The sequence below is a fragment of the Pelagibius sp. genome, assembly GCF_965227505.1.
GTDB lineage: Bacteria > Pseudomonadota > Alphaproteobacteria > Kiloniellales > Kiloniellaceae > Pelagibius.
In genome coordinates, this window is sequence record NZ_OZ245757.1 from 4405364 (window position 1) to 4429850 (window position 24487).

18 protein-coding genes are annotated in these 24487 nt (G+C 65.4%); 12 read left to right on the forward strand and 6 right to left on the reverse strand.

Annotated elements, in window-relative coordinates; all coding sequences use genetic code 11:
- Nucleotide 1: 1 nt before the first annotated feature.
- Nucleotides 2-1864: an ABC transporter ATP-binding protein gene (locus ACO06P_RS20795; protein ID WP_420347139.1), complete on the reverse strand. Its 1863-nt coding sequence runs from the start codon at nt 1862-1864 to the stop codon at nt 2-4.
- Between the two features lie 187 nt (nt 1865-2051).
- Here ACO06P_RS20795 and ACO06P_RS20800 point away from each other — a divergent pair, with 187 nt between their 5' ends.
- The 11 genes from ACO06P_RS20800 to ACO06P_RS20850 all read left to right on the forward strand — a co-directional run bounded on the left by ACO06P_RS20800 (nt 2052) and on the right by ACO06P_RS20850 (nt 17184).
- Nucleotides 2052-2900: a DUF2927 domain-containing protein gene (locus ACO06P_RS20800; RefSeq protein WP_420347140.1), complete on the forward strand. Its 849-nt coding sequence runs from the start codon at nt 2052-2054 to the stop codon at nt 2898-2900.
- Nucleotides 2901-3005: 105 nt separating this feature from the next.
- The gene (locus tag ACO06P_RS20805) at nt 3006-4241 is read left to right on the forward strand and encodes an amidohydrolase family protein (protein WP_420347141.1); all 1236 of its coding nucleotides are present in this window, start codon (nt 3006-3008) and stop codon (nt 4239-4241) included.
- A gap of 199 nt (nt 4242-4440) precedes the next feature.
- A complete protein-coding gene (locus ACO06P_RS20810; protein ID WP_420347142.1) occupies nt 4441-6048 on the forward strand; it encodes an ABC transporter substrate-binding protein in 1608 nt (535 codons plus the stop codon).
- A gap of 67 nt (nt 6049-6115) precedes the next feature.
- The gene (locus ACO06P_RS20815) at nt 6116-7141 is read left to right on the forward strand and encodes an ABC transporter permease (RefSeq protein ID WP_420347143.1); all 1026 of its coding nucleotides are present in this window, start codon (nt 6116-6118) and stop codon (nt 7139-7141) included.
- A gap of 10 nt (nt 7142-7151) precedes the next feature.
- A complete protein-coding gene (locus tag ACO06P_RS20820) occupies nt 7152-8120 on the forward strand; it encodes an ABC transporter permease (protein ID WP_420347144.1) in 969 nt (322 codons plus the stop codon).
- 8 nt (nt 8121-8128) lie between these two features.
- Complete coding sequence (locus ACO06P_RS20825; RefSeq protein ID WP_420347145.1) at nt 8129-9154, forward strand: ABC transporter ATP-binding protein; 1026 nt, start codon at nt 8129-8131, stop codon at nt 9152-9154.
- Entirely contained in the window at nt 9147-10256 is a 1110-nt protein-coding gene (locus ACO06P_RS20830; protein ID WP_420347146.1) for an ABC transporter ATP-binding protein, read from the forward strand. Before ACO06P_RS20825 ends, ACO06P_RS20830 begins: the two co-directional genes overlap by 8 nt.
- A 26-nt stretch (nt 10257-10282) precedes the next feature.
- A complete protein-coding gene (locus ACO06P_RS20835) occupies nt 10283-11467 on the forward strand; it encodes a M20 aminoacylase family protein (RefSeq protein ID WP_420347147.1) in 1185 nt (394 codons plus the stop codon).
- A 122-nt stretch (nt 11468-11589) separates the two neighbouring features.
- Complete coding sequence (locus ACO06P_RS20840; RefSeq protein ID WP_420347148.1) at nt 11590-12267, forward strand: rhomboid family intramembrane serine protease; 678 nt, start codon at nt 11590-11592, stop codon at nt 12265-12267.
- Nucleotides 12268-12452: 185 nt separating this feature from the next.
- On the forward strand, nt 12453-13136 hold the full coding sequence (locus ACO06P_RS20845; protein ID WP_420347149.1) for a hypothetical protein: 684 nt from the start codon (nt 12453-12455) through the stop codon (nt 13134-13136).
- 382 nt (nt 13137-13518) lie between these two features.
- Nucleotides 13519-17184: a CheR family methyltransferase gene (locus ACO06P_RS20850; RefSeq protein ID WP_421938147.1), complete on the forward strand. Its 3666-nt coding sequence runs from the start codon at nt 13519-13521 to the stop codon at nt 17182-17184.
- Nucleotides 17185-17223: 39 nt separating this feature from the next.
- Here ACO06P_RS20850 and ACO06P_RS20855 read toward each other — a convergent pair whose 3' ends face one another.
- The 5 genes from ACO06P_RS20855 to ACO06P_RS20875 all read right to left on the reverse strand — a co-directional run bounded on the left by ACO06P_RS20855 (nt 17224) and on the right by ACO06P_RS20875 (nt 22783).
- Complete coding sequence (locus ACO06P_RS20855) at nt 17224-18195, reverse strand: ABC transporter permease (RefSeq protein ID WP_420347151.1); 972 nt, start codon at nt 18193-18195, stop codon at nt 17224-17226.
- On the reverse strand, nt 18192-19139 hold the full coding sequence (locus ACO06P_RS20860; RefSeq protein ID WP_420347152.1) for an ABC transporter permease: 948 nt from the start codon (nt 19137-19139) through the stop codon (nt 18192-18194). Before ACO06P_RS20860 ends, ACO06P_RS20855 begins: the two co-directional genes overlap by 4 nt.
- Before the next feature lie 32 nt (nt 19140-19171).
- Complete coding sequence (locus ACO06P_RS20865) at nt 19172-20866, reverse strand: peptide ABC transporter substrate-binding protein (protein ID WP_420347153.1); 1695 nt, start codon at nt 20864-20866, stop codon at nt 19172-19174.
- Between the two features lie 158 nt (nt 20867-21024).
- Nucleotides 21025-22008, reverse strand: coding sequence for a TAXI family TRAP transporter solute-binding subunit (locus ACO06P_RS20870; RefSeq protein ID WP_420347154.1), 984 nt, complete (start codon nt 22006-22008; stop codon nt 21025-21027).
- 214 nt (nt 22009-22222) lie between these two features.
- Nucleotides 22223-22783 carry a hemerythrin domain-containing protein gene (locus ACO06P_RS20875; RefSeq protein ID WP_420347155.1) on the reverse strand — a complete coding sequence of 187 codons (561 nt, stop codon included), beginning with the start codon at nt 22781-22783 and terminating at the stop codon, nt 22223-22225.
- Nucleotides 22784-23231: 448 nt separating this feature from the next.
- Between ACO06P_RS20875 and ACO06P_RS20880 the strand changes: the two genes are divergently transcribed.
- Entirely contained in the window at nt 23232-24449 is a 1218-nt protein-coding gene (locus tag ACO06P_RS20880) for a polyhydroxyalkanoate depolymerase (protein WP_421938148.1), read from the forward strand.
- Nucleotides 24450-24487 lie beyond the last annotated feature (38 nt).

Consider the following 24487-nt stretch of genomic DNA (forward strand, 5'->3'; position numbering starts at 1 on the left):
GTTACCCCGCCGCGCTCACGGACGCCTTGCGCTCCGCGTCGAGGCCAAGGAAGCCGCCGGACTGGCGCTCCCAGAGCTGGGCGTAGAGCCCGCCGCGGCGCAGCAGTTCGGCGTGGCTGCCCTGTTCGACGACGTGGCCCCGGTCCATCACCACCAGCCGGTCGAGGGAGGCGATGGTGGAGAGACGGTGGGCGATGGCGATCACGGTCTTGCCGGCCATCAGGTTCTTGAGCTGGCTCTGGATCGCCGCCTCGACCTCGGAGTCGAGCGCCGAGGTCGCTTCGTCCAGCACCAGGATCGGCGCATCCTTCAGGATCACCCGGGCGATGGCCACGCGCTGGCGCTGGCCGCCCGACAGCTTGACGCCACGCTCGCCGACATGGGCCTCGAAGCCGCGGCGCCCCTGCATGTCCTCCAGGTCGGGGATGAAGGGCAGGGCCTCGGCCAGGTCGGCGGCACGGCGCATCTCGGCTTCGCTGGCCTCCGGCCGGCCATAGAGAATGTTGTCGCGGATGGAGCGGTGCAGCAGCGCCGTATCCTGGGTGACCATGGCAATCTGGCTGCGCAGGCTGTGTTGCGAGACCTCGGCGATATCCTGGCCGTCGATCAGGATGCGGCCGCCCTCCAGGTCGTAGAAGCGCAGCAGCAGGTTGACCAGGGTCGACTTGCCGGCGCCGGAGCGCCCGACGATGCCGACCTTCTCGCCCGCCCGCACGGTGAGGCTGAGATCTTCGATCACGCCGTCTTCCTTGCCGTAGTGGAAGCGGATGCCGTCGAAACGCACCTCGCCGTCGTTCACGGTCAGGGTCTTGGCCGCCGGCGGGTCGGCGACCGAGTAGGCCTGGGAGATGGTTTCGATGCCGTTCTGCACGGTGCCGATGTTCTCGAACAGGCTGGTGACGGTGCGCAGGATCCAGCCCGACATCTGGGTCAGGCGGATGATCAGGCTGACGGCCACGGCGATGGCGCCGGTGGAGATGCTTTCCTGCATCCAAAGCGCGATGGCGAGGCCCGACACCAGGACGATGAGGGCCGTGTTCAGTACCGTCAAGGTGATGGTCATGCCGACGACCGAGCGCATCAGCCGACGGAGCGCCAGGGTGTGGCGGTCCACGACTTCGGCGACGAAGGCGTCCTCGCGCTCGCTGTCGGCGAAGAGTTTCACCGACTGAATGTTCGTGTAGCTGTCGACGATGCGCCCTGTGAGGGCGGAGTTCGCTTCGGAGAGGGCCGCGGACTTGCGCCGCACCGGCGGCACCATGAAGTAGATCACCGCCGCATAGGCCAAGGTCCAGGCCAGCACCGGCAGCAGCAGGCGCCAGTCGATCCCGGCAAAGAGGAAGAGGGTGCCGAGCAGATAAATCAGCAGGAACCAGACGCCGTCGATGACGTTGATCACCGCTTCCCGCACGGCGTGGCCTGTCTGCAACACCTTTTGCGCGATCCGCCCGGCGAAATCGTTCTGGAAATAGGCCAGGCTCTGGCGCAGCACATAGCGGTGGTTCAGCCAGCGCACCCGGTTGGTGAGGCCGGGCGCCAGGCTGAGGTTGATGAGGCCGCGCGAGATCAGGGTGGCGATGGGGCGCAGGAGCACCGCCACCACGGCCATGCCGGCGAGGCCCCAGCCGTGATCCTGCAGAAAGGTGTTGGGGTTGCCGGTGGTCAGCCAGTCGACCAGCATGCCGAGAAAGTAATAGAGCGCGATCTCGGCGGCCGCCGCGATCCCGGAAATCAGCAGGGTGGCCAGGAGCAGCCCCTTGACCGGTGACAGGAAGTGGATGAAGAAGTCGCGGGTCAGGGTCGGCGGGCGCTCGATCGCCGCCGGTGCGAGAGGGTTGAAGAGGCGCTCAAAAAAAGCATACATGCGGGCTGCGGATCTCCTTCGTCGTGGTATCGCTTCGGGCCGTCGGCTGCCGCGCTGCCTCCCCCCTGCCCGGCGGCATGGCCGTTCCAAACCGCGTGCCGGGCGCGCGTCAGCAGCCCCCTCGACTTAATCTGAAGCGCGGCAGCGATTTGGCAATCTCAACGACGGGCGGATCGGGAGCAGCGCAATGCCAGATATCATAGCAGCTTCGTGCCGCCGGACCCTTGCAAAGTCGGAAGCCCAGCCAATCAGGCGCACCCTGCGTCTCTCCTGCCTCCTCCTGACACTGCTTGCCGCCTGCGCCGCTCCGCCGCCGCCCGACCCGGAGGAAGAGGCTCTGCTGCGGGACTTCCGCAGTCTGGCCTTTCAGACGGAACGCCCGGTTCTGGGCAATGACGGGCGTCCGCGGCCGCGCCGCGACCATCTGGCCAAGTGGACGGTTCCGGTCCGCTTTGCCCTGGTGGACGGCGACTCCGAGGACCTGCGCGCGCCGCCGCCGTCCTTTCGCCGCTTGGCGGAGGCGCATCTGGAGGATCTCGCGGGTCTGACAGGGCTGGAGGTTGCCCCGGCGCCGCTATCCCGCGCCAATCTGCTGATCTTTCTCGCCAAGGACCCCTTTGCTGCGGCCCGCCGTCACCGCGGGCTCTTCGCGCACAAGATCGCCGATCGGCCCAGCTATGAGGCGCTGCTGCGAGAGATGGAGCGCACGGCGACCTGCTTCGGCTTTCTCTGGGGCGGCTGGCCCAGCGGCCGCAGCATCGACTTCGCCGTTGCCTTCATCCGCGCCGACCGTGGCGCGCGCACCATAGAGGGATGCCTGGTGCAGGAGGTGACCCAGGTTCTGGGCCCGATGAACGATCTGGCGCCGACGGCGGACTCGGTGTTCAGCGACTCCGGCCGCCAGGTCGCCCTGACGGCGCGCGACCGCCTGTTGATCCGGATGCTCTACGATGGGCGCCTCAGGCCCGGCATGGGCTGGGCGGAGGTTGAGCCGCTGGCCCGCGCAGCGCTGCGCGAGCTCCGGCGTGGTGGCTGATTGCCTCTCGTCGGACAAGCTCCTAGCATGAGCGCCATTAGTGAGAGCGGATCGGTCATGCTCTGAAATCGGGTGCGCAGGCCGGCCGTGGGGAGGGGTGAGATCATGGGACAGGTTTTGTTCCGCAATGGCCGGCTGTTCGACGGCGAAGGGTCGGAACTGCTGGAAGGCCACGAGGTTCTGACCGAAGGCTCGGTCATCAAGGAAGTCTCCGACAAGCCGATCACGGCGGAGGGGGCGGAGGTCCTTGATCTCGGCGGGCGGACCCTGATGCCGGGCCTGATCGACGCGCATTTCCACGCCATGGCCGCCGACCCGGACTTCGCGAAGATGGAGGCGATGCCCCGCTCCCTGCTGGCCCAGCACGCGCGCCAGCTGCTGGAGGCGGCGCTCGCCCGCGGCTTCACCTCGCTGCGCGACGCCGGCGGGGCCGACTACGGCCTGGCGCTGGCCATCAAGGCGGGGCTCATCAAGGGCCCGCGGCTGTTCTATTCCGGCCGGGCGCTGACCCAGACCGGCGGCCACGCCGATTTTCGCGCCCTGGAAGACCACAGCGCCTTCTGCTTCTGCGGCCAGGGCAGCCATGTCTTCGGGGTCATCGCCGACGGCGTGCCGGCGGTGCGCCAGGCCGCGCGGGAGGAGCTGCGCAAGGGCGCGACCCAGATCAAGATCATGGCCTCGGGCGGGGTGGCCTCGCCCAGCGATCCGATCTGGAACCTGCAGTACTCGGAGGAGGAGATCCGGGCCATTGTCTGGGAGGCCGCCTCCTGGCGCACCTACGTCATGGCCCATGCCTATACGCCCGAAGCGATCTCCCGCTGCGTACAGTTCGGCGTGCGCTCCATCGAGCACGCCAACCTGATCGACGAGCCGACGGCGGCGCTCTGTGCCGCGGAGGGGGCCTATGTGGTGCCCACCCTGGTGACCTACGATGCGCTGCACCGCTTCGGCCCCGAACTGGGCCTGCCGGCGGTCAGTCAGGAGAAGCTGAAGGAAGTGCGGGCGGCGGGTCTCACCTCCCTCGAACTCCTGAAGGCGGCCGGAGTCAGGATGGGCTTCGGCACCGATCTTCTGGGCGCCATGCAGGCCCACCAGAGCGAGGAGTTCACGATCCGGGCGGAGGTGCTGTCACCGGCGGAGGTGCTGCGCTCCGCCACCTCGGTCAATGCGGCCATGATGAACGCGGAAGGCGAACTGGGGGTGGTGGCGCCCGGTGCTCTGGCCGACCTCCTCGTCGTGGACGGCGACCCGCTGGCCGATCTGGGCGTGCTGGGCGACCAGGGCGCCCACATTCCGGTCATCATGAAGGACGGCGATTTCGTGAAGCGCGAGGGCCTTTAGGCGCGGCCGGACCGAGGCTGCCCGTCGCCGTCCCGAAGCCCCTACCCGAAGCCCCTAATCGTCTTGTTAAGGCAGCCCGCCTCGTACTAGGGTAACAGCTACGGAAAAGCGCAAAACACATGCACCCTCTGCCGATTGTCTTGGTGGTTGGCGGTGTCGCGGGTGTGCGCGAACAGGGAAGCCGACAAGGGAGATAGCAATGAGACTGCAGCGAGGAAAGACACTGCGATCGGGCCTGCTCGCGGCCGTGGCGGGTGTGGCGCTGGCCGTGGGCGGCGGGGCGGCCGAGGCGAAGACGTTCAAGTGGGCCTTTCAGGGCGACGTGCAGACCATGGACCCGCACGGCCTCTTCGAGACCATGACGCTCGGCTTCCAGGCCAACGTCTACGAAGGCCTGGTGACGCGCACGCCCGATCTGGAGGTGGTGCCGGCGCTGGCGACCTCCTGGGAAAACGTGAAGCCGGATACCTGGCGCTTCACTCTGCGCAAGGGCGTGCAGTTTCAGAACGGCAACGCCTTCAACGCCGACGATGTGATCTTCTCGGTCGAGCGCATCCGCAGCGAAGGCTCGGACATCAAGGTGGTTGCCGGCCTGATCAAGGACGCGGTCAAGGTCGACGACTTCACCGTCGATATCGTGACGCCGCAGCCCAACCCGATCCTGCCGCTGCAGCTCGAAATCTTCTACATCATGGACAGGGAATGGGCCGAGGAGCACAACACCACCGAGGCCACCAACGTCAGGGGCGACGACCAGGGCAACCACGCCAACATCAATGCCAACGGGACCGGCCCCTACATGGTCAAGGAGCGGCAGCCCGACGTCCGCACCGTCCTGGTGCCCAATCCCAACTGGTGGGGTCAGAACGAGAGCAACATCACCGAAGCGGTGTTCACCCCGATCAGCCAGGATGCGACGCGCGTCGCCGCGCTGATCTCCGGCGATGTCCACATGGCCTACCCGGTCCCGGTGCAGGACTGGAAGCGGCTGGAGGATGCCAATGGCGTCAGCCCGCTGACCGGGCCGGAGGCGCGGACCATTTTCCTTGGTTTCGATCAGGACCGCGACGAGCTGCTCTATTCCAACATCAAGGGTGAGAACCCCTTCAAGGACCAGCGTGTGCGCCAGGCCTTCTATCAGGCCATCGACATCGATGCGATTCGCAAGAAGGTGATGCGCGGCGCGGCCACGCCGTCCAACCTGATGGTGGCGCCGCAGATCAACGGCTACAACGCCGCGCTCAACGAGCGTCTGCCGCTTGACGTGGAGGCCGCCAAGGCCCTGATGACCGAAGCCGGCTACCCGGACGGCTTCGAGGTCACCATGGACTGCCCCAACGACCGCTACGTCAACGACGAGCGCATCTGCCAGGCGGTTGCCTCGATGCTGGCGCGGATCGGCGTCAAAGTGGATCTGCTGGCGCAGACCAAGTCGAAGTACTTCGGCAAGGTGCTGGCCCAGAACAATTACGACACGAGCTTCTATCTGCTGGGGTGGACGCCTTCCACCTTCGACTCCCACAACCCGATCTCGACGCTGATGTCCTGCCGGGAGGACGGCAAGGGCGCCTTTAACCTCGGCGGCTACTGTAACCAGCGGGTCACCGAACTGGCCGACATGATCCAGACCGAAACCGATCAGGAAAAGCGTCAGGCCCTGATCGACGAGGCCTTCAAGATCCATGCGGAGGACGTCGGCCATATTCCGCTGCACCAACAGCCGCTGTCCTGGGGCGTCAGCGACGACGTGACGGTCGCGCAGAGGGCGGACAACGTCTTTCACCTGCAGTACGTGACGGTGAAGTAAGGCGGATCGAAATCCGGGGCCCGGGCCGTCCGCGGTCCGGGCCTCTTTTTGCAGGGTTCGGTGTCCTATGATCGCCTTCGTCGTTCGGCGGCTCTTGCAGTCCATTCTGGTGATGCTGGCGGTCGGCTTCATTGCCTTCTCGCTGTTCACCTACGTCGGCGATCCGATCAACAACATGGTGGGCCAGGACACGACCCTGGAGCAGCGCCAGGAACTGCGCGAGCGCCTGGGCCTGGACGACCCCTTCTTCGTGCAGTACGGGCGCTTTCTGGTGAACGCGGTCCAGGGCGATTTCGGCATCTCCTACCGCCACCGCCGCCCGGTCTCCGAGCTCATTGCCGAACGCATGCCGGCGACCCTGGAGCTCTCTTTCGTGGCCGCGGTGCTGGCGCTCTTCATCGGCGTTCCGATGGGGGTCTACACCGGGTTACACCGCCGCGGCTTCCTCTCCCAGGTCTTTCTGACCGTATCGTTGATCGGCATCTCCCTGCCGACCTTTCTGATCGGCATCCTGCTGATTCTGGTCTTCGGCGTGATGTCGCAGGACATCAACCAGGCCATCGGCTTTTCCCTGCTGCCGCAGCTGCCCACCTTCGGGCGCGGCGAGACCACGCAGGTCGGCTGGTGGAGCACCGGCTTCCTCACCCAGTCCGGCATCCTGGCGCTGATCCTGCCGTCCATAACCCTGGCGCTGTTCCAGATGACGCTGATCATGCGTCTTGTGCGCTCGGAAATGCTGGAGGTGCTGCGCACAGACTACATCAAGTTCGCCCGCGCGCGCGGTCTCACCAACCGGGCGGTGAACTTCGGCCATGCCCTGAAGAACACCCTGGTGCCGGTGATCACCATCACCGGCCTGCAGCTCGGCTCCATCATCGCCTTTGCGCTGATCACCGAGCAGGTCTTCCAGTGGCCGGGCATGGGCCTGCTCTTCATCCAGGCGATCAACGAGGTCGACATACCGGTCATGGCCTCCTACCTCATCATGATCGGGTTCTTCTTCGTGGTCATAAACCTGATCGTCGACCTGCTGTACTACGTGGTGGACCCGCGCCTGCGTGCCGACAAGGCCGTGGCCGGCGGGCATCAGTAGGAGGGCAGCCGTGGCCATTGGGCAGGACAAGCCGATCGCGGTGGAGGCGGGGATAGGGGCGCGCTTCCTCGATGCGCTGAGGCGCTTTTTCGACGGCGACATCTGGTACTCCTTCACCCGCTCGCCGGTGGTCATCGTCTCGGCGGTCATCACTCTGCTCTTTGTCGTCTCGGCTGCCTTTGCGCCTCTGGTGGCGCCGCACGATCCCTTCGATCTTGCCTCCATCGATCTGCTGGACTCTTTCATTCCGCCAATCTGGAGTGCGGAGGGGGACCCGCGCTTTCTGCTGGGGACGGACGATCAGGGGCGTGGAATCCTCTCCACCATCATCTACGGCTCGCGCATCTCCCTCGGCGTCGGCTTCGCCTCGGTGCTCTTCGCCATGGTGCTGGGCATCGCCCTCGGTCTCGTCAGCGGCTACTTCGGCGGCACCGTGGATGCGGTCATCATGCGCATCGCCGACGTGCAGCTCACCTTTCCGGCCATCCTCATCGCGCTGCTGATCGACGGACTGGCCCGCGCGGTGCTGCCGCGCGACTTCCACAGCGAGGTCTGGTTCTACGTGCTGGTGCTGGCCATCGGCCTGTCGTTCTGGGTGCAGTACGCCCGCACGGTCCGCGGCTCGGCCATGGTGGAGCGCAACAAGGAATATGTGCAGGCCGCCCGCGTGATCGGCATCCCGCCGGTGCTGATCATGATCCGCCACGTCCTGCCCAACGTCATGGGGCCGGTGCTGGTGATTGCCACCATCAATCTGGCCATCGCTGTGATCACCGAGGCGACGCTCTCCTTCCTCGGCGTCGGCGTGCCGCTGACCTCGCCGTCGCTCGGCACCCTGATCCGTGTCGGCAACGACTTCCTGTTCTCCGGCGAGTGGTGGATCACCATCTTCCCGGGCGCCGCCCTGGCGATCCTGGTGCTGGCGGTCAACCTTCTGGGCGACTGGCTGCGCGACGCCCTGAACCCGAAGCTGCGCTGACGCCGCCCATGAGCGATCCCGCCCGAGAGCGCCGTCCCTCCAACCAGCCGCTGCTGCGGGTCGAAAACCTGCGTATCGAGATCCCCAACCGCCGCGGCACCCTGGTGGCGGTCGACGACGTCTCCTTTCACATCAGCGAGGGCGAGGTGCTGGGGGTGGTGGGGGAGTCCGGCGCCGGCAAGTCGCTCACCGGTTCCGCCGTCATCGGCCTGCTGGAGCCGCCCTGCCATATCGCCGGCGGCACCATCCATCTCGACGGCCGGCGCGTCGACAACCTGCCCTACGAGCAGATGCGGCGCATCCGCGGGCGGGAGATCGGTATGGTCTTTCAGGACCCGCTGACCTCCCTGAACCCGCTCTACACGGTCGGGCGCCAGTTGACCGAAACCATCCTGACCCACACCGACCTGGGCGAGAAGGCGGCGCGCCAGCGGGCCATCGACCTGCTGCAGGAGGTCGGCATTCCCGCCGCCGCCGAGCGCATCGACCACTATCCGCATCAGTTCTCCGGCGGCATGCGCCAGCGGGTGGTGATCGCGCTTGCGCTCTGCATCAACCCGCGGCTCATCATCGCCGACGAGCCGACCACGGCGCTGGACGTTTCGATCCAGGCGCAGATCATCGCGCTGCTGAAACGCCTCTGCCGCGAGCACGGCGCGGCGGTCATGCTGGTTACCCACGACATGGGGGTGATCGCCGAGACCGCGGACCGCGTGGCCGTGATGTATGCCGGGCGCATCGTCGAGATCGGCCCGGTGGCCGATGTGGTGCTGCGCGCCCAGCACCCCTATACCGCGGGGCTGATGGGTTCGATCCCGCTGGTCGGCCATGATGTCGAGGACCTGGCCCAGATCGACGGCGCCATGCCGCGGCTGAACGCCATCCCCCGGGGCTGCGCCTTCAACCCGCGCTGCCCGCGGGCCTTCGACCGCTGCCGGCGGGAGCGCCCGGACCTGCAGCCCGTCGGCGCGACCCAGGCGGCCTGCTGGCTGTATGATGAGCCGGCGGCGGGCCGGAGCGGCACCCATGGCTGAGGCGGTGCAGGAGAAACGCGGTGACGCGCTGGTCGCCGTGACCGACCTGGCCAAGACCTTCGATGTCTCGCCGCCGCTGCTGAACCGTATCCTGCAGGGGGAGAAGCGCGTCTACCTGAAGGCCGTCGACGGCGTCTCCTTCGAGATTCCGCGCGGCAAGACCTTCAGCCTGGTTGGGGAGTCCGGCTGCGGCAAGTCCACCGTGGCCCGCCTTGTGGTCGGGCTTTATCACCCGACCCGCGGCAAGATCGAATTCGACGGTACCGACATGGCGGGCCTGAAGACGCGGGCCGAGATCGCGCCGCTGCGCAAGCGCCTGCAGATGATCTTTCAGGACCCCTATGCCAGCCTCAACCCGCGCTGGCGCGTCGCCGACATCATCGCCGAGCCGATCCGTGCCCACGGCCTGTCGCGCGACAGCCATGCGATTGCCCAGAAGGTCGGCGAGCTTCTGATGCAGGTGGGCCTCGCCCCGGCCGACGGCGAGAAGTTTCCGCACGAGTTTTCCGGCGGCCAGCGCCAGCGCATCTCCATCGCCCGCGCGCTCGCCAGCAATCCGGAGTTCCTGGTCTGCGACGAGCCGACCTCCGCGCTGGACGTCTCGGTGCAGGCGCAGATCCTGAACCTGATGAAGCGCCTGCAGCGCGAGCTCGGCCTCACCTATCTCTTCATCAGCCACGACCTGGCGGTGGTCTATCACATCTCCGACATGGTGGGGGTGATGTACCTGGGCCGCCTGGTGGAGTGGGGCGACGCGCGGGCCCTGTTCCGCCGCCCGCAGCACCCCTACACCCGCATGCTGCTGGATGCCATTCCCGATCTGGAGATGACGGGACGTCACCGCATCCCGGTGGCCGGCGAGGTGCCGAGCCCGATCTCCCCGCCCAGCGGCTGCCACTTTCATCCGCGCTGCCCCTTCGCCAATGAGCGCTGCAAACGTGAAGCGCCGAAGCCGCTGGCGACGGCGGCCGGCGCGGTCGCCTGCCACGCCGTCGAAGAGGACCGCCTGCCGGAGGCGGAGCCGCGCCGCCTGCCCAAGCAGGCAAACCCCACACAAACAGACACGGGTAAAGTCGCCGGAAGCCAGGCGCCGCGTGCCTGAACAAGAAGCCAAGAGGAGTGCCCCCGATGGCCGTCATCAACCGTATCGCCGAGTTCCATGAGGAGATCAAAGGCTGGCGCCGCGATCTTCATGCCCACCCGGAGACCGCCTTCGAGGAGCAGCGCACCTCTGACTTCGTGGCCGAGAAGCTGGCCGAGTTCGGCATCGAGGTGCACCGCGGCCTCGCCACCACCGGCGTCGTCGGCTTGCTCGACGGCCGGACCAACGCCAGCGGACGGGCTATCGGCCTGCGCGCCGACATGGATGCGCTGCATATCCAGGAACTGAACGATTTCGATCACCGCTCGCGCCACGACGGCAAGATGCACGCCTGCGGTCACGACGGCCACACGGCCATGCTGCTGGGTGCGGCCAAGTATCTGTCCGAGACCCGCAACTTCGACGGCCGGGTCGCCTTCATCTTCCAGCCGGCGGAGGAAAACGAAGGCGGCGGCCGGGTGATGGTGGAGGAGGGGCTGTTCGAGAAGTTCCCGGTGGAGGCCGTCTACGGTCTGCACAACATGCCGGGCGAGCCCGTCGGCAAGGTCGCCATGCGCGCCGGTCCGGCGATGGCGGCCTTCGACATCTTCGAAATCGCCATCACCGGCAAGGGGGCCCATGCCGCCATGCCGCACCAGGGCATCGATCCGGTGATCACCGGCGCGCAGATCGTCACTGCCCTGCAGACCATCGCCAGCCGGCGCACCGAGCCCATCGACTCCGTCGTCCTGAGCGTCACCCAGTTCCACGCCGGCGACACCTGGAACGTGATCCCGGAGACGGCGGTGATCCGCGGCACCGTGCGCACCTTCCGCAAGGACACCCAGGCCAAGGTGGAGGAGGACATCGCCCGCATCGCCGAAGCGATCTGCGCCTCCCAGGGCGCGCGCATGACCCTGCGCTACGAGCGGCGCTATCCGGCGCTGGTCAACAGCGCGGCGGAGACCGACATCGCCGCCGCCGTGGCCGCCAAGGTGGTGGGACAGGAGAACGTGCGCGTCGGCGCCGAGCCGCTGATGGGCTCGGAGGACTTCGCCTACATGCTGGAGGCCCGGCCCGGCTGCTACATCTGGCTCGGCAACGGCACCGAGGGCGGGCCCGGCGGCTGCGCCGTCCACAACCCGCACTACGACTTCAACGACGATATCGCCGTGGTCGGTGCGAGCTACTGGGCGACCCTGGTGGAATCCACCCTGCCGAAGGACGGGTGAGGGGGCCAGCGACCGGCCGGCCCGGCTTGCGGTCCGTCCCAGGGGGCCGGCGGGACGCCTTGCCTTAAGGGGGAGGAGTCCTCACATCTTCGAGGTCGTTCCCCCAACGCTGCCGGCCCTTGATGACCCCGCAACCCGACCCCAGCCAGCCCGCCCCGCCGCCCGGCGGGCGGGAGCCGATTTTCAATCTGCCGCCGGCGACCAAATGGCTCACCCTGGCCATTCTGGCGGTCTTCGCGTTGCAGGTCATCCTGCCGGGGCGGAGCGGGGACTGGCTCGTGTTCACGCTGGCCTTCGAGTCCTTCTCCTTCTGGCCGCAGGGGCGCGGTCTGCCGGACCTCGGCGCCTTGCCGTCTTTGGTGACCTATGCCCTCCTGCATGCCGACGCCACGCATCTGCTGCTCAATCTCGGCTTCTTTCTGGCCTTCGGCAGCTTCGTCGAGCGCAGGGTCGGCTTCCTGCCCTTCCTGCTGCTGGTGGCCCTGACGGCGGCGGCGGGGGCGCTCGCCGAATTCGCGCTGCGCGGCGGGCGGGAGATCCTGCTGATCGGCGCCTCCGGCGTGGTCTACGGCATGACCGGCGCTGCCGCGCGCTTCATGCTGCTGGACCGCGGCGGCCTCAGGCGGCGTGCAGGCCTCAGCCTTGTCTTCGTGCTCATCGGCCTGAACCTGGCGTTCGGCGTTATTGGCCTCGGCGACTTCCTGGCCGGCGCCCAGATCGGCTGGAAAGCGCACATCGGCGGTTTCCTGGCCGGTCTCTTGGCAGCCGGGCTGCTCGGCAAGCGGCCCGATCCCCGCTAGCACCCCCGCACATCACTGCTCCCGATCTCTGCCTGAACGCGTCTGCCCCAGAACGGTCACAGATCGGTCATCCGGCGGCTGTGTATAAGAGGTTGCGGAGGAAACGCCCGGCCATCCCTGCCTGCCGGCAGGCGGAACCAGGGCAACGGCAATCAACAACGCCGGACAAACCGGAAGACCCAGCCATGGCCACGATCCTGGCGCATCCTGCCAGCCAAAGCACACCGCCCGCCTTGAAGCGCCTGCCCGTCTTCGTCGACGGCGGCGAGACCTATGTCGGGGAAACCCAGATCATTTCCGGCGCTGCGAGGATTGCACGTGGCATCTTCGGGCCGCAGGCCGTCCTTACGGCTGCCGTGTTCACGCGCAGGACGCGCAACCAGGTCCTCTGCCTGAAAGGCGACACGCCGCCGCCGGAAGGTCTGGACCTCATCGGCGAGGCGCGCTTCGCCACCCAGTCCGGCGACTGCGGCCCCGTGATCCTGCGGTTCGCCGAACTGGCCGAACCGGCCGAGCACCGGAAGCGCCGCCACGATGTGGTCTTCGAGCCTCTGGGGCCGAAAGGGGCGGGTCTGAACGGCACTTTCGCCTTTGCCGGGCTTCTGGATTTCGAGGACCTGCTCAGTCTCATCGTGGAGACCGTCAAGGGCGTGCACCTGGCCGGGCCGGGTGCGTTTGACGACCTCCGCTTCGCCGGGTTTCGCCAGACCGCGCTGCCGCTCGGCACCGCACCGATGACGGCGGGCAAGCTGACGGTCCGGCACCTGCGCGTGCTGTCGCGCTCGCCGCGGCTGCGCACCGTCAGCCGCGTCCAGATCGAAGGCCCGGGGGGCGACAGTCTGGCAGCGACCGTAACCTTCATGCGCTGACCGGCGCCCGCCGATGCCTCCGAGGCATTAAGGACGCCCCTCGACCCAAGCGTCCAGGATCACGTAACCCCCGAATCCGCAGATGCGACCCGATCGACGTGGCTCCTCCTCAGGGGCGCGACTGACGCTTCTGCTTCAGCGTCGGTTGATCAAGGGCGGATTCTGACCAACCTGCAATCATTACGGGAAAGAATCGGAGGGGTTTCCGCAAATCTTGGTTGAATTTCAGTACTAACGATTTAGATTACGCGCAATGAGTAGGTTGGATCGAGTGCGGCAATCCATGAGTTGTGCAGGCCATGCTCTGGGGGAAGCTATAGCAAACGACGAGAGTACGGCGCGGGCGGCCGCCATTGTCGGCATCGGGGCCTCAGCGGGGGGGTTGGAGGCGCTGCGCGAACTGGTGGCCGGGCTGAAGCCGGGCGGCGGGTTTTGCTATGTCGTCGCCCAGCATCTGTCGCCGCGCCATCGCAGCATGCTTATGGAACTGCTGGCCCGCGAGACGAAGCTGGAAGTAAAAGAGATTCTGCGCAACCAGCTTCCGCAGCCCGACGTCATATACATTACGCCGCCGAACCGGCATGTGGAGTTGCAGAACGGGCTTCTGACCGTCAGGACGCCGAAGATCAAGACCGGGCCGCAGCCCTCCGTCGACCTGCTTTTCGCATCGCTGGCCCTTGAGTGCGAGGAAAGGGCGATCGGCGTCGTCCTCTCCGGTACCGGGTCGGACGGCGCCCGCGGCATCAAGGCCATTCGGGCGGCCGGCGGCGTCACCGTCGCCCAGGATGCGTCTGCGAAGTACAACGGAATGCCGAATGCGGCGGTTGCGACGGGCTGTGTCGATCTTGTTCTGAAGCCCGATGAGATCGCCAAGCATATTCCTAACCTGCTCCACGGCAGCCAGCGCCAGGACGTTCTTCAGAAGTCGGATCATGCCGCGGACAGCGACACCTACCTGGAAATCTGTGCCGTCGTCCGCACCCATACCAGCATCGATTTCAGCAACTACAGGTCTTCGACGATCCTACGCAGGCTGTCGCGCCGCATGAAGCTGCTGCGCGTCGAGGACCTCGAGTCTTATCTCCGCGTCCTGCATCGCGACACGGCGGAAATCGATCAGCTGGTCCGCGAACTGCTGATTGGCGTGACGTCCTTTTTCCGGGACCCCTCTGTCTGGGAAGCGCTGGCGCCAACCGTCGAAGAACTTGTCCGCACGCGGTCAATCCGCGACCCGATCAGGATCTGGGTGCCTGGCTGCGCAACCGGTGAGGAAGCCTATTCGATCGGGATTCTCCTGGCTGAAGCTCTGCGGAAGCAGGATAAGAACCTGAAGGTCCAGATCTTCGCCAGCGACCTTGACAACGATGCCCTGGCAATCGCCAGGAAGGGCATTTATCCGGCCTCTGCGGCGGAGCAGATGAGTGCCGCCCTGCTTCGGCGCTATTTCACGCCGGCAGGGACCGAGTTCTCGGTTAACCAGGTCATCCGAGACATGATCGTCTTCAGCCGACACAACATCATCGAAGACCCGCCTTTTTCGAAGCTCGATTTGATCAGCTGCCGCAACCTCTTCATCTATTTCACGCATGACCTGCAGCGCCGCATCCTGGAGCGGTTCCACTACGCTTTGCAGAGCGGTTGCGCGCTTGTGCTGGGGCGCTCCGAGGCGATCGGGGAGCCGAACGAGCTGTTTGAACTGGTTGATCGGCCCAACAAGCTGTTTCGTGCGGCCAACCGCGAGCGTTCACCGTTCAGACCCAGCGCTTTCACGCCCTTTTCCGTGCCCAAGGCGCAGGAAACAAAGCAGGTGAACAAACGGTCGCGCAGCCGGGAGGCGCAGGCGTACGAAGCCATAGCCAAGCGGTTCGGCCCGCCGACGGTGGTTGTGGACCGCGATGACAAACCGGTTCATATCGCGGGCGCGATCAAACCCTACCTGCAGGTTCCTACCGGCAGCTCGCAGTTTGACGTCTTCAGCCTGGTTGACGAAAACCTGCGCCCGGAACTGCGCGCACTTCTGCTCCGCAGCCGGCGCGAGCATGTCGTGGTGCACAGCCGTCCGCACGCTGCGGATTACCAGGGCGACCGATGGCAATTCAGGATCGTCGTTCACCCCTATCGCGATGATGCCACCGATGAAGATCTGAACCTTATCGCGTTCATGACGGTGCGCGCCCTGCTTGAGGAGGAAGAGAGCCCGGACTTCGATGTTACGGAGAAGCCGGATCAGGTCCGGGAGCTTGAGCACGAGCTTCTGGCGATGCGAGAGCACCTTCACACCATGGTCAGTGAGCTTGAGACCTCGAACGAGGAGTTGCAGTCTCTCAACGAAGAACTGCAGTCGTCCAACGAGGAGCTTCAGTCGACAAACGAAGAGCTCGAGACCTCCAACGAAGAGCTGCAGTCCACGAACGAGGAACTGACAACGGTCAATGAGGAAATCGTCGTCAAGTCCGACGCCCTGAACGAAGCGAATTCATTTCAGACGTCGATCCTTGAGAGCATTTCCAATGCCGTCATCGTGACGGACAGAGACCTTCGCATTCAACGGTACAACGTTGCGGCCGGACGCCTTTTCAGGGTAGACGACCAGTGCATCGGTCAACCCCTTGCGCAGGCGAAGCCCCAGTTTCTGATGCCCGATCTGAGCGCTCTTGTCCGCGAAGTGATCAACAGCGGCAGTCCGAAGTCCAAAGCGATTCGGGCCCGCAAGGTCGACAAGTACTTCGATCTGTTGATCCACCCCTGTGTCGACTCCCACAATCAGATGATCGGCGCCGTTCTTACAGTCAACGACGTTTCAAGGTTGGCTCGCGCCAATGCAAGACTGCGCCGCAGCCGCCGCGATCTTGCCAGTGAGGTCGTGCTGCGCACCACGATTCTGGACAGCACGCCGGCCCAGATCGCCGTGCTCGACAAGGCCGGAACGATCATCGCCGTCAACGAAGGCTGGCGGGCGTTCGGCCGCGAAAACGGCGCGACGGATGGCAGCTTCGGCGTCGGCAACAGCTATTTCGGGGTCTGTGAACAACCCGCTGCACAAGAAGTGGGCGGCTCTCAGATCGTCGATGGCCTGCGGCAGGTGCTTGATGGTCATCTCGATCAGGCTGAGGTTCGCTATACCTGCCACGCTCCGGACGAGAAGCGCTGGTTCAAGTGTGTCATTCGCGGAAGCGGATCGGAGAACAACGCAATCGGTGCGCTTGTCATGCACTTCGACATCACCAGCGAGGTCTTGCTGGAGGCGTCGACGGCCGCGGCGCGCAAGCTGGCCGAGCAGGCGAGCCACGCCAAGTCCAGCTTCCTGGCGAACATGAGCCATGAGTTGCGGACGCCGCTGAATGCCATCATCGGCTTTTCCGATCTCATCGCCTCGGAAGCTTACGGCGTGCACAGCAGCCACAAATACGCCGAGTATGGACGGGACATCTCCAGCGCTGCCAATCACCTGCTGAGCATGATCAATCACATCCTCGACCTCTCGAAGATCGAGTCGGGCCGTCTTGAACTCAGCGAATCACTGGTCGACGTCGGGGAGTGTGCGGCTGCAGTGTTCAAGCTCATCGAGCAGGAAGCAAAACAGAAGCGGGTTCGACTGCTGCGTGACGTACCCAGGCGCTTGCCCTCGGTGTTCGCGGACGCGGGCGCCATCAAACAGATTCTGATCAATGTCATCGGCAATGCCTTGAAGTTCACCGATGCCGGGGGAACCATTTCCTGTGTCGCCAGGCTCGACCGATCAACCGGCGAACTGGTGGTCGAGATTTCCGACGACGGTGTCGGGATTGCCAAGGAAGACCTGCTCCGCATAACCGAACCCTTCGCCCAGGTGCGGTCAACGCTCACCTCCAACAATTCCGGCGTCGGTCTGGGTCTCTCCCTCGTACAGGGCCTTGCCAGACAGCATCAGGCCAAGGTGGACATCCACAGCGAACTGGGTGAGGGAACGCAGGTGACTCTGCGATTGCCGCGATCCCGGGTCAGGAAACGCCCGGCCGCGAAAGCGAGGCCTTCTCGGAAGCAGGCCGCGGCGATCGCCGCCAAATAGGCCTTCGCTTCGGCGCTATCCCGGCATCGCCTGGGTCTCTTACTCCCCTTCCTGTATGGCCCGCGGGTCAAGTGCGTCCTGCAGGCCGTCGCCCAGGAAGTTGAAGGCGATGACGGTGAGGAAGATCAGGAGACCCGGATAGATCGCCAGCACCGGAGCATCCCAGATCAGTTCCTGCGCGTTGGTCAGCATGTTTCCCCAGGATGGCAGCGGCGGCTGGATGCCGAGGCCGAGGAAGCTCAAGACCGATTCCAGCAGGATGATGCCGCCGATGGAGAGCGTCGTTGCGACGATGATGGGCGAGACGACGTTGGGCAGAATATGGACCAGCATGATCCGCGGCCCGGATGCACCCAGGGCCTCTGCCGCGCGCACGAACTCCCGCGCCTTCATCGAGAGCGTGGCGCCGCGCACCAGCCGGGCGACCGTCGTCCAGCCCACCAGGGCGATGAGGAAGACGATGCGGTAGATCGAGATGGTCTCGGAATTGGCCAGATCCTGCGGCAGGCCCAGCTTGGTGAGATCGACCACCGCCAGGATGATCAGCAGCGGCAGGATCGGCAGGGCGATCACGCCGTCGGTGAAGCGCATCAGCAGCGCATCCAGGCGGCCGCCATAGTAGCCGGCGGTGATGCCCAGCAGGGTTCCGATGATCGCCGAGCCGACCGCAGCCGCAAGACCCACAACCAGTGAAACCTGGCCGCCGTAGAGCAGGCGCACCAGGGTATCGCGGCCCAGTTCGTCGGTGCCGAGAGGATGCTGCGGCGAGGGCGGCTGCTTGGCGTTGAAAAGATCGACCAGATTGCCGTCGACCCCGAGCCAGGCCTCCACCAGCGGCGCTGCGGCCGACAGCAGGGCGAGGAGGACGAGGAAGCCAAGGCTGGCGACGGCAAAGCGGTGCCTCAGAAAGCGCCGCAGAAAAACCTGCCGCGCCGTCAGCGAACCGCCGGCCGCCAGGGCGGCTTCGGCGGCCAGCAGGGGGGCGCCCGGGGTTTCGCCGTCGCGGCTCATTGGTAGGAAATCCTCGGATCCAGCCAGGTATAGGCCAGGTCCGCCAGAAGGTTGGCAAGCAGGGTCGTCAGGGTGGCGAAGAGCAGTCCGACGAGGGCCACGTTGAAGTCGTTGCCGACGACGGAATCGTAGATTGTCTTGCCCATTCCCAGATAGGCGAAGATGGTCTCGGTGATCAGGGCGCCGGAGAAGAGGTTGCCCATCTGCAGGGCGAGGATGGTGGCCACCGGGATCATCGCGTTGCGCAGCACATGGCCGACGACAACCTGCCGCCCGCTCAAGCCCTTGGCGCGCGCCGTGCGCACATAGTCCTGGCGCAGCGCTTCGATGGCGGCGGCGCGCATGAAGCGGACGATGCCGCCCACCGTCGCAATGGTGAGCGCGAGCACCGGCAGCACGAGAAAGCGCAGGTCGGCCCAGAAATCGCGGCCGTCGCCCATGCCGCCGGCGGGAAGCCAGCCGAGCGTCACGGCAAACAGAATGATCAGCAGGATGGCGAGCCAGAACGGCGGCACCGAGATGCCGGCGAAGGCCAGCAGGTTGATGGCGTGGTCGGTCAGGCTCTGCGGGCGGGTTGCGGCATAGATGCCCGCCGGCAGGGCGATGAGCAAAGCCAGGAAGAGACTGAGCCCCATCAGTATGATGGTGTTGCCGAGGCGCGGCAGCAGGATGTCCAGCGTCGGCTGGTTGTAGAGCCGTGAATAGCCGAAGTCGCCCTGAAGGGCCGCGCCGAGCCAGGTGAGGTAGCGGTCGGTGATCGGGCGGTCGAGCCCGTAGAGTGCGCGCAGGCGCGCCGCGTCCTCCGGCGTCATCTCCGGGTCGGAAAAGATCATGATGTCGATCGGATCGCCCGGCATGAGGCCCAGCAGGGCGAAGATAACGAAAGACATGATCGCCAGGACGATCAGCGACTCCGTCAGGCGACGGGCCAGGTAGGACAGCATGGCCGCTCAGCCCGGGCCCGGCTTGCCCAGGCTCACCGCCCTTCGACCGTCCAGTCTTCGATCCACAGCGAGGAGGTCGCCATCTGGCCCGTCGGGCGCAGACCCTTCAGCCACTTCGGCAGCACGTGGGCGTTGGCGCGCCAGTAGAGGGAGATCACCGGGATCTCTTCGGCGTAGATCTGCTGGACGCGCGCCCACATTTCCTTGCGGGTCGGCCGGTCGAGTTCCACGCCGATGGCCTCGATCAGGGAGTCCATCTCCGCGTTGCGGAAGCCGGTGTAGTTCTGCCCGGACCAGCCGTTCTCCTCCGTCGGGATCTCTTCGGAGTGCAGCGTAGTGCGCGGCACGTGCTCCGGTCCTTTGCCCCAGGCGAACATGGCAAGGCCGGTGAAGCGGCGGTGATGCACGGTCTCGCCGAAGAAGGCGCGCGGCGGCTCGTTGCGCACGCGCATGTCGATGCCGGCCTGCTTCCACTGGCTTTGCAGCACCTGCTGGACCAGTTCGCGGATACGGTTGCCCGCCGTCGTCATGAACTCCAGACGCAGCGGCTCGCCCGCGGCATTGTGGCGGATTCCGCCACGCATCTCGCTCCACCCCGCTTCGTCGAGCAGGGCGGCGGCCTTCTGCGGGTCGTGGCTGTATTTCTTGATGTCCGGATAGTAGACCCAGTCCAGCGGCGAGACGCCGGAATGGGCGACCGGCTGACGGCCTTCGAAGAGGCGCTCGCTGATGGCTTCCCGGTCGATGGCATAGACCAGTGCCTGGCGCACCCGCTTGTCCTGAAGGATCGGGTTCTCCAGCATCAGGTCGATGTGTTCGTAGAGCAGGCTCGGCTCATAGATGATCTGATAGTTGCCGCCGTGGCGCCGTTCGAAGGCGAGGGCCTGGTCGAAGGTCAGCCCCAGCTCGCCGGCGATCATGTCGATGTTGCCGGACAGCAGATTGGCCTCCAGCGCCGTGGTCTTTTCGATGGTGAGCAGGGTGATACGGTCGAAGGCCGGGCGCTTGCCCCACCAGGTGTCGTTGCGTTCTAGGACGATGCGCGAACCGGGGATCGCCTCGACGATGCGATAGGGGCCGAAGGCGAGCCCCGGGTTGGCCGGGTCGTTGTCGAAGGCGGTGCGGTTCCGGTAGTCCTCCGGCGCGGCGTCGAAGATCGGCTCCTCGATATGCGCCGGCAGCAGGCGGAAGTCGTTGATGGCGGCATATTCGAAGCCGATCCGGTCGTAGTGCATGACGAAGGTCTTGTCGTCGATCACGTCGATGGAAAGGATGCGGCGGTAGAGTTCCAGGCTGCCGACGCCGGATTTCTCGTGACGTCCCACCTTCAAGGTAAAGAGCACGTCCTTGGTGGTGATCGGCGTGCCGTCGCCCCAGGTCGCCTCCGGCTGGATGGTGTAGGTGAGGGCGATGCCCTTGCCGTCCCCGGCGCCCTCCACGCCTTCCGGCAGGTCCTCCGGTACGGCGGTGCCGGCTTCGATCGACGGCAGTTCGACGCAGAGCATGCAGATGAGCTGCCACTCATGGTCGTAGACCGTCATCGGCCGCTGTGTCATCGACATGATGTAAGACTTTGCGACCGAGGCCTCTCTGCTCGGATGCAGGGTCGTCGGGTATTGCGATATCCCGATGCGCAATTCCTCGGCTGCGGCGGCCTGTGGCCCTGCGAAGGCGCCCGTTAAGCTTCCTGCGAACGCAAAGACGACGGCCAGCAACAGCTTTCGCATCGGTAGATCCCTTTCGCAGCCCACCCTGTTCAGGCCCCGGCCGGGCTCTGTTGAACGCCCGTTTCCGGCAGCATCCCGCCAGTCTAGCGAACCGCGCCCCCGAGGCGAAGGCTTTGCTGAAGCTGCCCGGGGGAGCGGAACCCGGCGCGAAGAAGCCGCTAGAGCCAGCCCCGCTCTTTAAAGTAGCGTGCCGCGCCCTCGTGCAAAGGGGCGGAGAGGCCGTCGCGCACCATGACTTCCGGCTGCAGCCTGGCAAAGGCGGGATGCATGGCGCGGAACTGGTCGAGATTCTCGAAGATCGCCTTCGTCACGCTGTAAACCGTCTCCGCCGGCACCGCCGCGGAGGTGACGAGCGTGGCTTTGACGCCGAAGGTCGTGACATCCTTGGTGTTGCCTGCATAGAGACCGCCGGGTACGGCTGTCATGGCGTAGTATGGGTTTTCGTCGACCAGTTTCTGGATCTGCTGGCCGGAAACCTCGGCAATCACCGCATCGCAGAGGCGCACCGCCTGCGCAACCGAGTCGTTCGGATGGCCGACGGTGTAGATCATGGCCTGAACCCGGTCGTGGCAGAGCGCGAGCGACTGCTGGCTCGCCGGCAATTCCTCGGCCAGGCTGAACGAGGCCTTGTCCCAGTTCATCGCCCTCATCACCACTTCCATGGTGCCGCGCTGGCCGGAGCCGGGGTTGCCGATGTTCACCCGCTTGCCGGCCAGATCGCGCAGGTGCCGGATACCCGAATCGCGCCGGGCGACCAGGGTAAAGGGCTCGCCGTGCACGGAGAAAACCGCGCGCAGGTCGGGATCGGCCTCAGCCTCCGCGAAGCGGCTGGTCCCGTTTACAGCATGGAACTGCCAGTCGGACTGTGCGACGGCAAACTCGATCTCACCCTTGCGCAGGGCTTCGAGGTTGGCGATGGAGCCTGCCGTCGGTTCGGCGCTGCAGGCGATGCCATGCGCGTCCCGGGTCTCATTGATCAGTCGGCAGGCGGCACGGCCGACCTGAAAATAAACCCCCGCGCGGCTGCCGGTCCCGATCGTCATCGCTTCTTCGGCCGAGGCCGGCTGCCAGCCGGGCGCAATGCCCGCGGCCAGGACGGCGAGCGGGAACAGAATGGCGGATGTGTAGAGCCCTTGCGCCATAAGATCCTCCCCAGATTGGACGGTCCGATAGGGTCGCCGGCGACTCCGACGGCGCTCAAGGGTCCCGCAGAGCGGACCGCGCCCCCGCGGCGGCAGTCCAGGGCCTTCGCGAGTCGGAGATCCTGCTGCTTTTCGTATTATCGTTAGAAGACTGACAGTCTGGCAACTGTCGTGCGGCGGCCAAAGCGCAGTCTGCGCCGGCTGCGCAGCGGCTTCAGGCCATGGAGGCCTGGTCCCAGGCGATGATATCGTCGTAGATGGCTGCGAACCTCTGGTCCTCGCGCCGCTCGAACAGGGGATCTTCAATCGGTTTCAACTGCGCGCTGATGGCGGCCCAGTCTTCCGGCTTCAGGCTGCGCTGGGCCGCTGGGAAAAAATGCTTCTCCTCCATCATGATGTGGTGGCGGTAGGCGCTGAGAAACTCGACGGCAACATCCTTGATCGCGCTGCGTTCAAGGGGAATGTCCTGTTCGACCGACTCGATCGCCGCAGCGAACCTTTGGGTCTTTTCGGCCAGGACGGCGTGTTCTTTCCGCAGATCGGGAACGCCCTCAAGCGCCTGGGGGTTGCGCTCCTTCAGGCGTCCGAAGATCAGGTCTTCCAAGGGATGATGATGAAGATCCGGATAGGACAGGCAGTAGTAGAGAATGCCGTCCAGGATATCGAATTCCAGTGTCTGCCCGTCTTCGAAAGCCGTCATCTGGCGCTCCAGAGCATCCAGCAGCTTGGTGATCCGGGAGTGGTCGTTGCGCAGGGACTCGATGATGCCGGCCATAGGTGTACCTCTACGTGAGAAGGCCTCTCTGGGAGAGGTCCCGGCAAGGGAGAGGCAAGGATAGGGGGCGGTTTGGCGCGCAGACATTGACCTGCGTCAAGCAGGCGGCTTCGCTGCCGCGTCACTGCCAGCTGTTCCTTTGCGCATCAGCGTTTCGTTTATGATTGCCAGAGATTTCCCTTCGCCCGGCTCGATACGAAGTGATAGATTGCCGCCGCGGTGCGATGGCTGCGGCGGCGCCCGCGGTTCGGCAGACCGGCAATGCGGTCTCCGGTACCGGAACGAGGCCAGCGATTGGCCACGGCAGCGAAGGCAAAAACGACAAAGAAAAACACGGTAACAAAGACTGGGGGGAGTGCCCGAAAGCGGCACGGCAACACTGGGGGCCACTGAGACCTTGCTTTACCATGCTTACGAGTTGACTCACGCAGCGGTGAGACCTCTGCGAATGCAATCCGATGCACTGCGTTACGCCTGCCGCAGCGCGTTCAGCCCGGTCGCCTACACGCCGGTCGGCAAAGCGGTGGCGGCGGCCTGCGAAGTCTTTGAGAATGTGACGCGGCGTTACGGCAAGCCGGAATGGGGCCTCGACGCTGTCGACATCGACGGCGAAGAGGTCGCCGTCGAACCGCGGCTGGTTTACGGCAAGCTGTTCTGCGACCTTCTGCACTTCAAGCGGGACGAGGCGGCCGTGGCGGGCCGCAAGGATCCGAAGGTGCTGATCGTGGCGCCGCTTTCCGGTCACTATGCGACCCTGCTGAGGGGCACCGTGAAGGCGATGATCCCGGAGCATGAGGTTTTCGTAACCGATTGGCGCGACGCCCGTTTCATGCCGCTTGCCTACGGGCGCTTCGATCTCGACGACTTCATCGATTACGTGATCGACTTCATCCGTTTTATCGGCCCGGACACCCATGTGATCGCCGTCTGCCAGCCATCGGTTCCGGTGCTGGCCGCAGCGGCCGTGATGGCCGAGCAGCGCGATCCGCTGCAGCCGGCCTCCATGACCCTGATCGGCGGACCCATCGATACGCGCCGCAATCCGACCGCGGTGAACGAACTGGCGGCCTCGCGCCCGCTGTCATGGTTCGAGCACACCGTCATCTCCCCGGTGCCTTTTCCCTGCCCGGGGGCGATGCGGCGGGTTTATCCCGGATTTGTCCAGTTGACCGGCTTCATGACCATGAACCTGGAGCGCCACCTCGACGCGCACGCCGATCTCTTCCGTCATCTGATCGAAGGGGATTGCGATTCGGTCGACCAGCACCAGCGCTTCTACGAGGAGTACCTCTCGGTCATGGATCTGACGGCGGAGTTCTACCTGCAGACCATCGACACGGTTTTCCAGAAGCATGCCCTGCCGAACGGGACCATGCGGCATCGCGGCAGTCCGGTGGATTGCCGGGCAATCCGCAAAACGGCGCTGATGACCATCGAGGGCGAGCTGGACGATATCTGCGGTCTCGGCCAGACCGAAGCCGCGCACGATCTCTGCCCCAACATCCCTGCTGCCGATCATCATCACTATGTCCAAGAAGGCGTCGGCCACTACGGCGTCTTCAACGGGCGTCGCTGGCGCGACGAGATTCAGCCGCGGCTGAAAAAAATGATCCGCGCCACCATGCGCCGCCGCCGGACAGCGGCCCGGCTGTCCGGAACCGACTGAGTCCGGCACCGTCTGGATTCTGCGGCCTTGGCCTGAGT

Coding starts and splice junctions, on each gene's coding strand:
- ACO06P_RS20795 (WP_420347139.1), bottom strand. CDS start 1,864: ATGTATGCTTTTTTTGAGCGCCTCTTCAACCCTCTCGCACCGGCGGCG.
- ACO06P_RS20800 (WP_420347140.1), top strand. CDS start 2,052: ATGCCAGATATCATAGCAGCTTCGTGCCGCCGGACCCTTGCAAAGTCG.
- ACO06P_RS20805 (WP_420347141.1), top strand. CDS start 3,006: ATGGGACAGGTTTTGTTCCGCAATGGCCGGCTGTTCGACGGCGAAGGG.
- ACO06P_RS20810 (WP_420347142.1), top strand. CDS start 4,441: ATGAGACTGCAGCGAGGAAAGACACTGCGATCGGGCCTGCTCGCGGCC.
- ACO06P_RS20815 (WP_420347143.1), top strand. CDS start 6,116: ATGATCGCCTTCGTCGTTCGGCGGCTCTTGCAGTCCATTCTGGTGATG.
- ACO06P_RS20825 (WP_420347145.1), top strand. CDS start 8,129: ATGAGCGATCCCGCCCGAGAGCGCCGTCCCTCCAACCAGCCGCTGCTG.
- ACO06P_RS20830 (WP_420347146.1), top strand. CDS start 9,147: ATGGCTGAGGCGGTGCAGGAGAAACGCGGTGACGCGCTGGTCGCCGTG.
- ACO06P_RS20835 (WP_420347147.1), top strand. CDS start 10,283: ATGGCCGTCATCAACCGTATCGCCGAGTTCCATGAGGAGATCAAAGGC.
- ACO06P_RS20840 (WP_420347148.1), top strand. CDS start 11,590: ATGACCCCGCAACCCGACCCCAGCCAGCCCGCCCCGCCGCCCGGCGGG.
- ACO06P_RS20845 (WP_420347149.1), top strand. CDS start 12,453: ATGGCCACGATCCTGGCGCATCCTGCCAGCCAAAGCACACCGCCCGCC.
- ACO06P_RS20855 (WP_420347151.1), bottom strand. CDS start 18,195: ATGAGCCGCGACGGCGAAACCCCGGGCGCCCCCCTGCTGGCCGCCGAA.
- ACO06P_RS20860 (WP_420347152.1), bottom strand. CDS start 19,139: ATGCTGTCCTACCTGGCCCGTCGCCTGACGGAGTCGCTGATCGTCCTG.
- ACO06P_RS20865 (WP_420347153.1), bottom strand. CDS start 20,866: ATGCGAAAGCTGTTGCTGGCCGTCGTCTTTGCGTTCGCAGGAAGCTTA.
- ACO06P_RS20870 (WP_420347154.1), bottom strand. CDS start 22,008: ATGGCGCAAGGGCTCTACACATCCGCCATTCTGTTCCCGCTCGCCGTC.
- ACO06P_RS20875 (WP_420347155.1), bottom strand. CDS start 22,783: ATGGCCGGCATCATCGAGTCCCTGCGCAACGACCACTCCCGGATCACC.
- ACO06P_RS20880 (WP_421938148.1), top strand. CDS start 23,232: ATGCAATCCGATGCACTGCGTTACGCCTGCCGCAGCGCGTTCAGCCCG.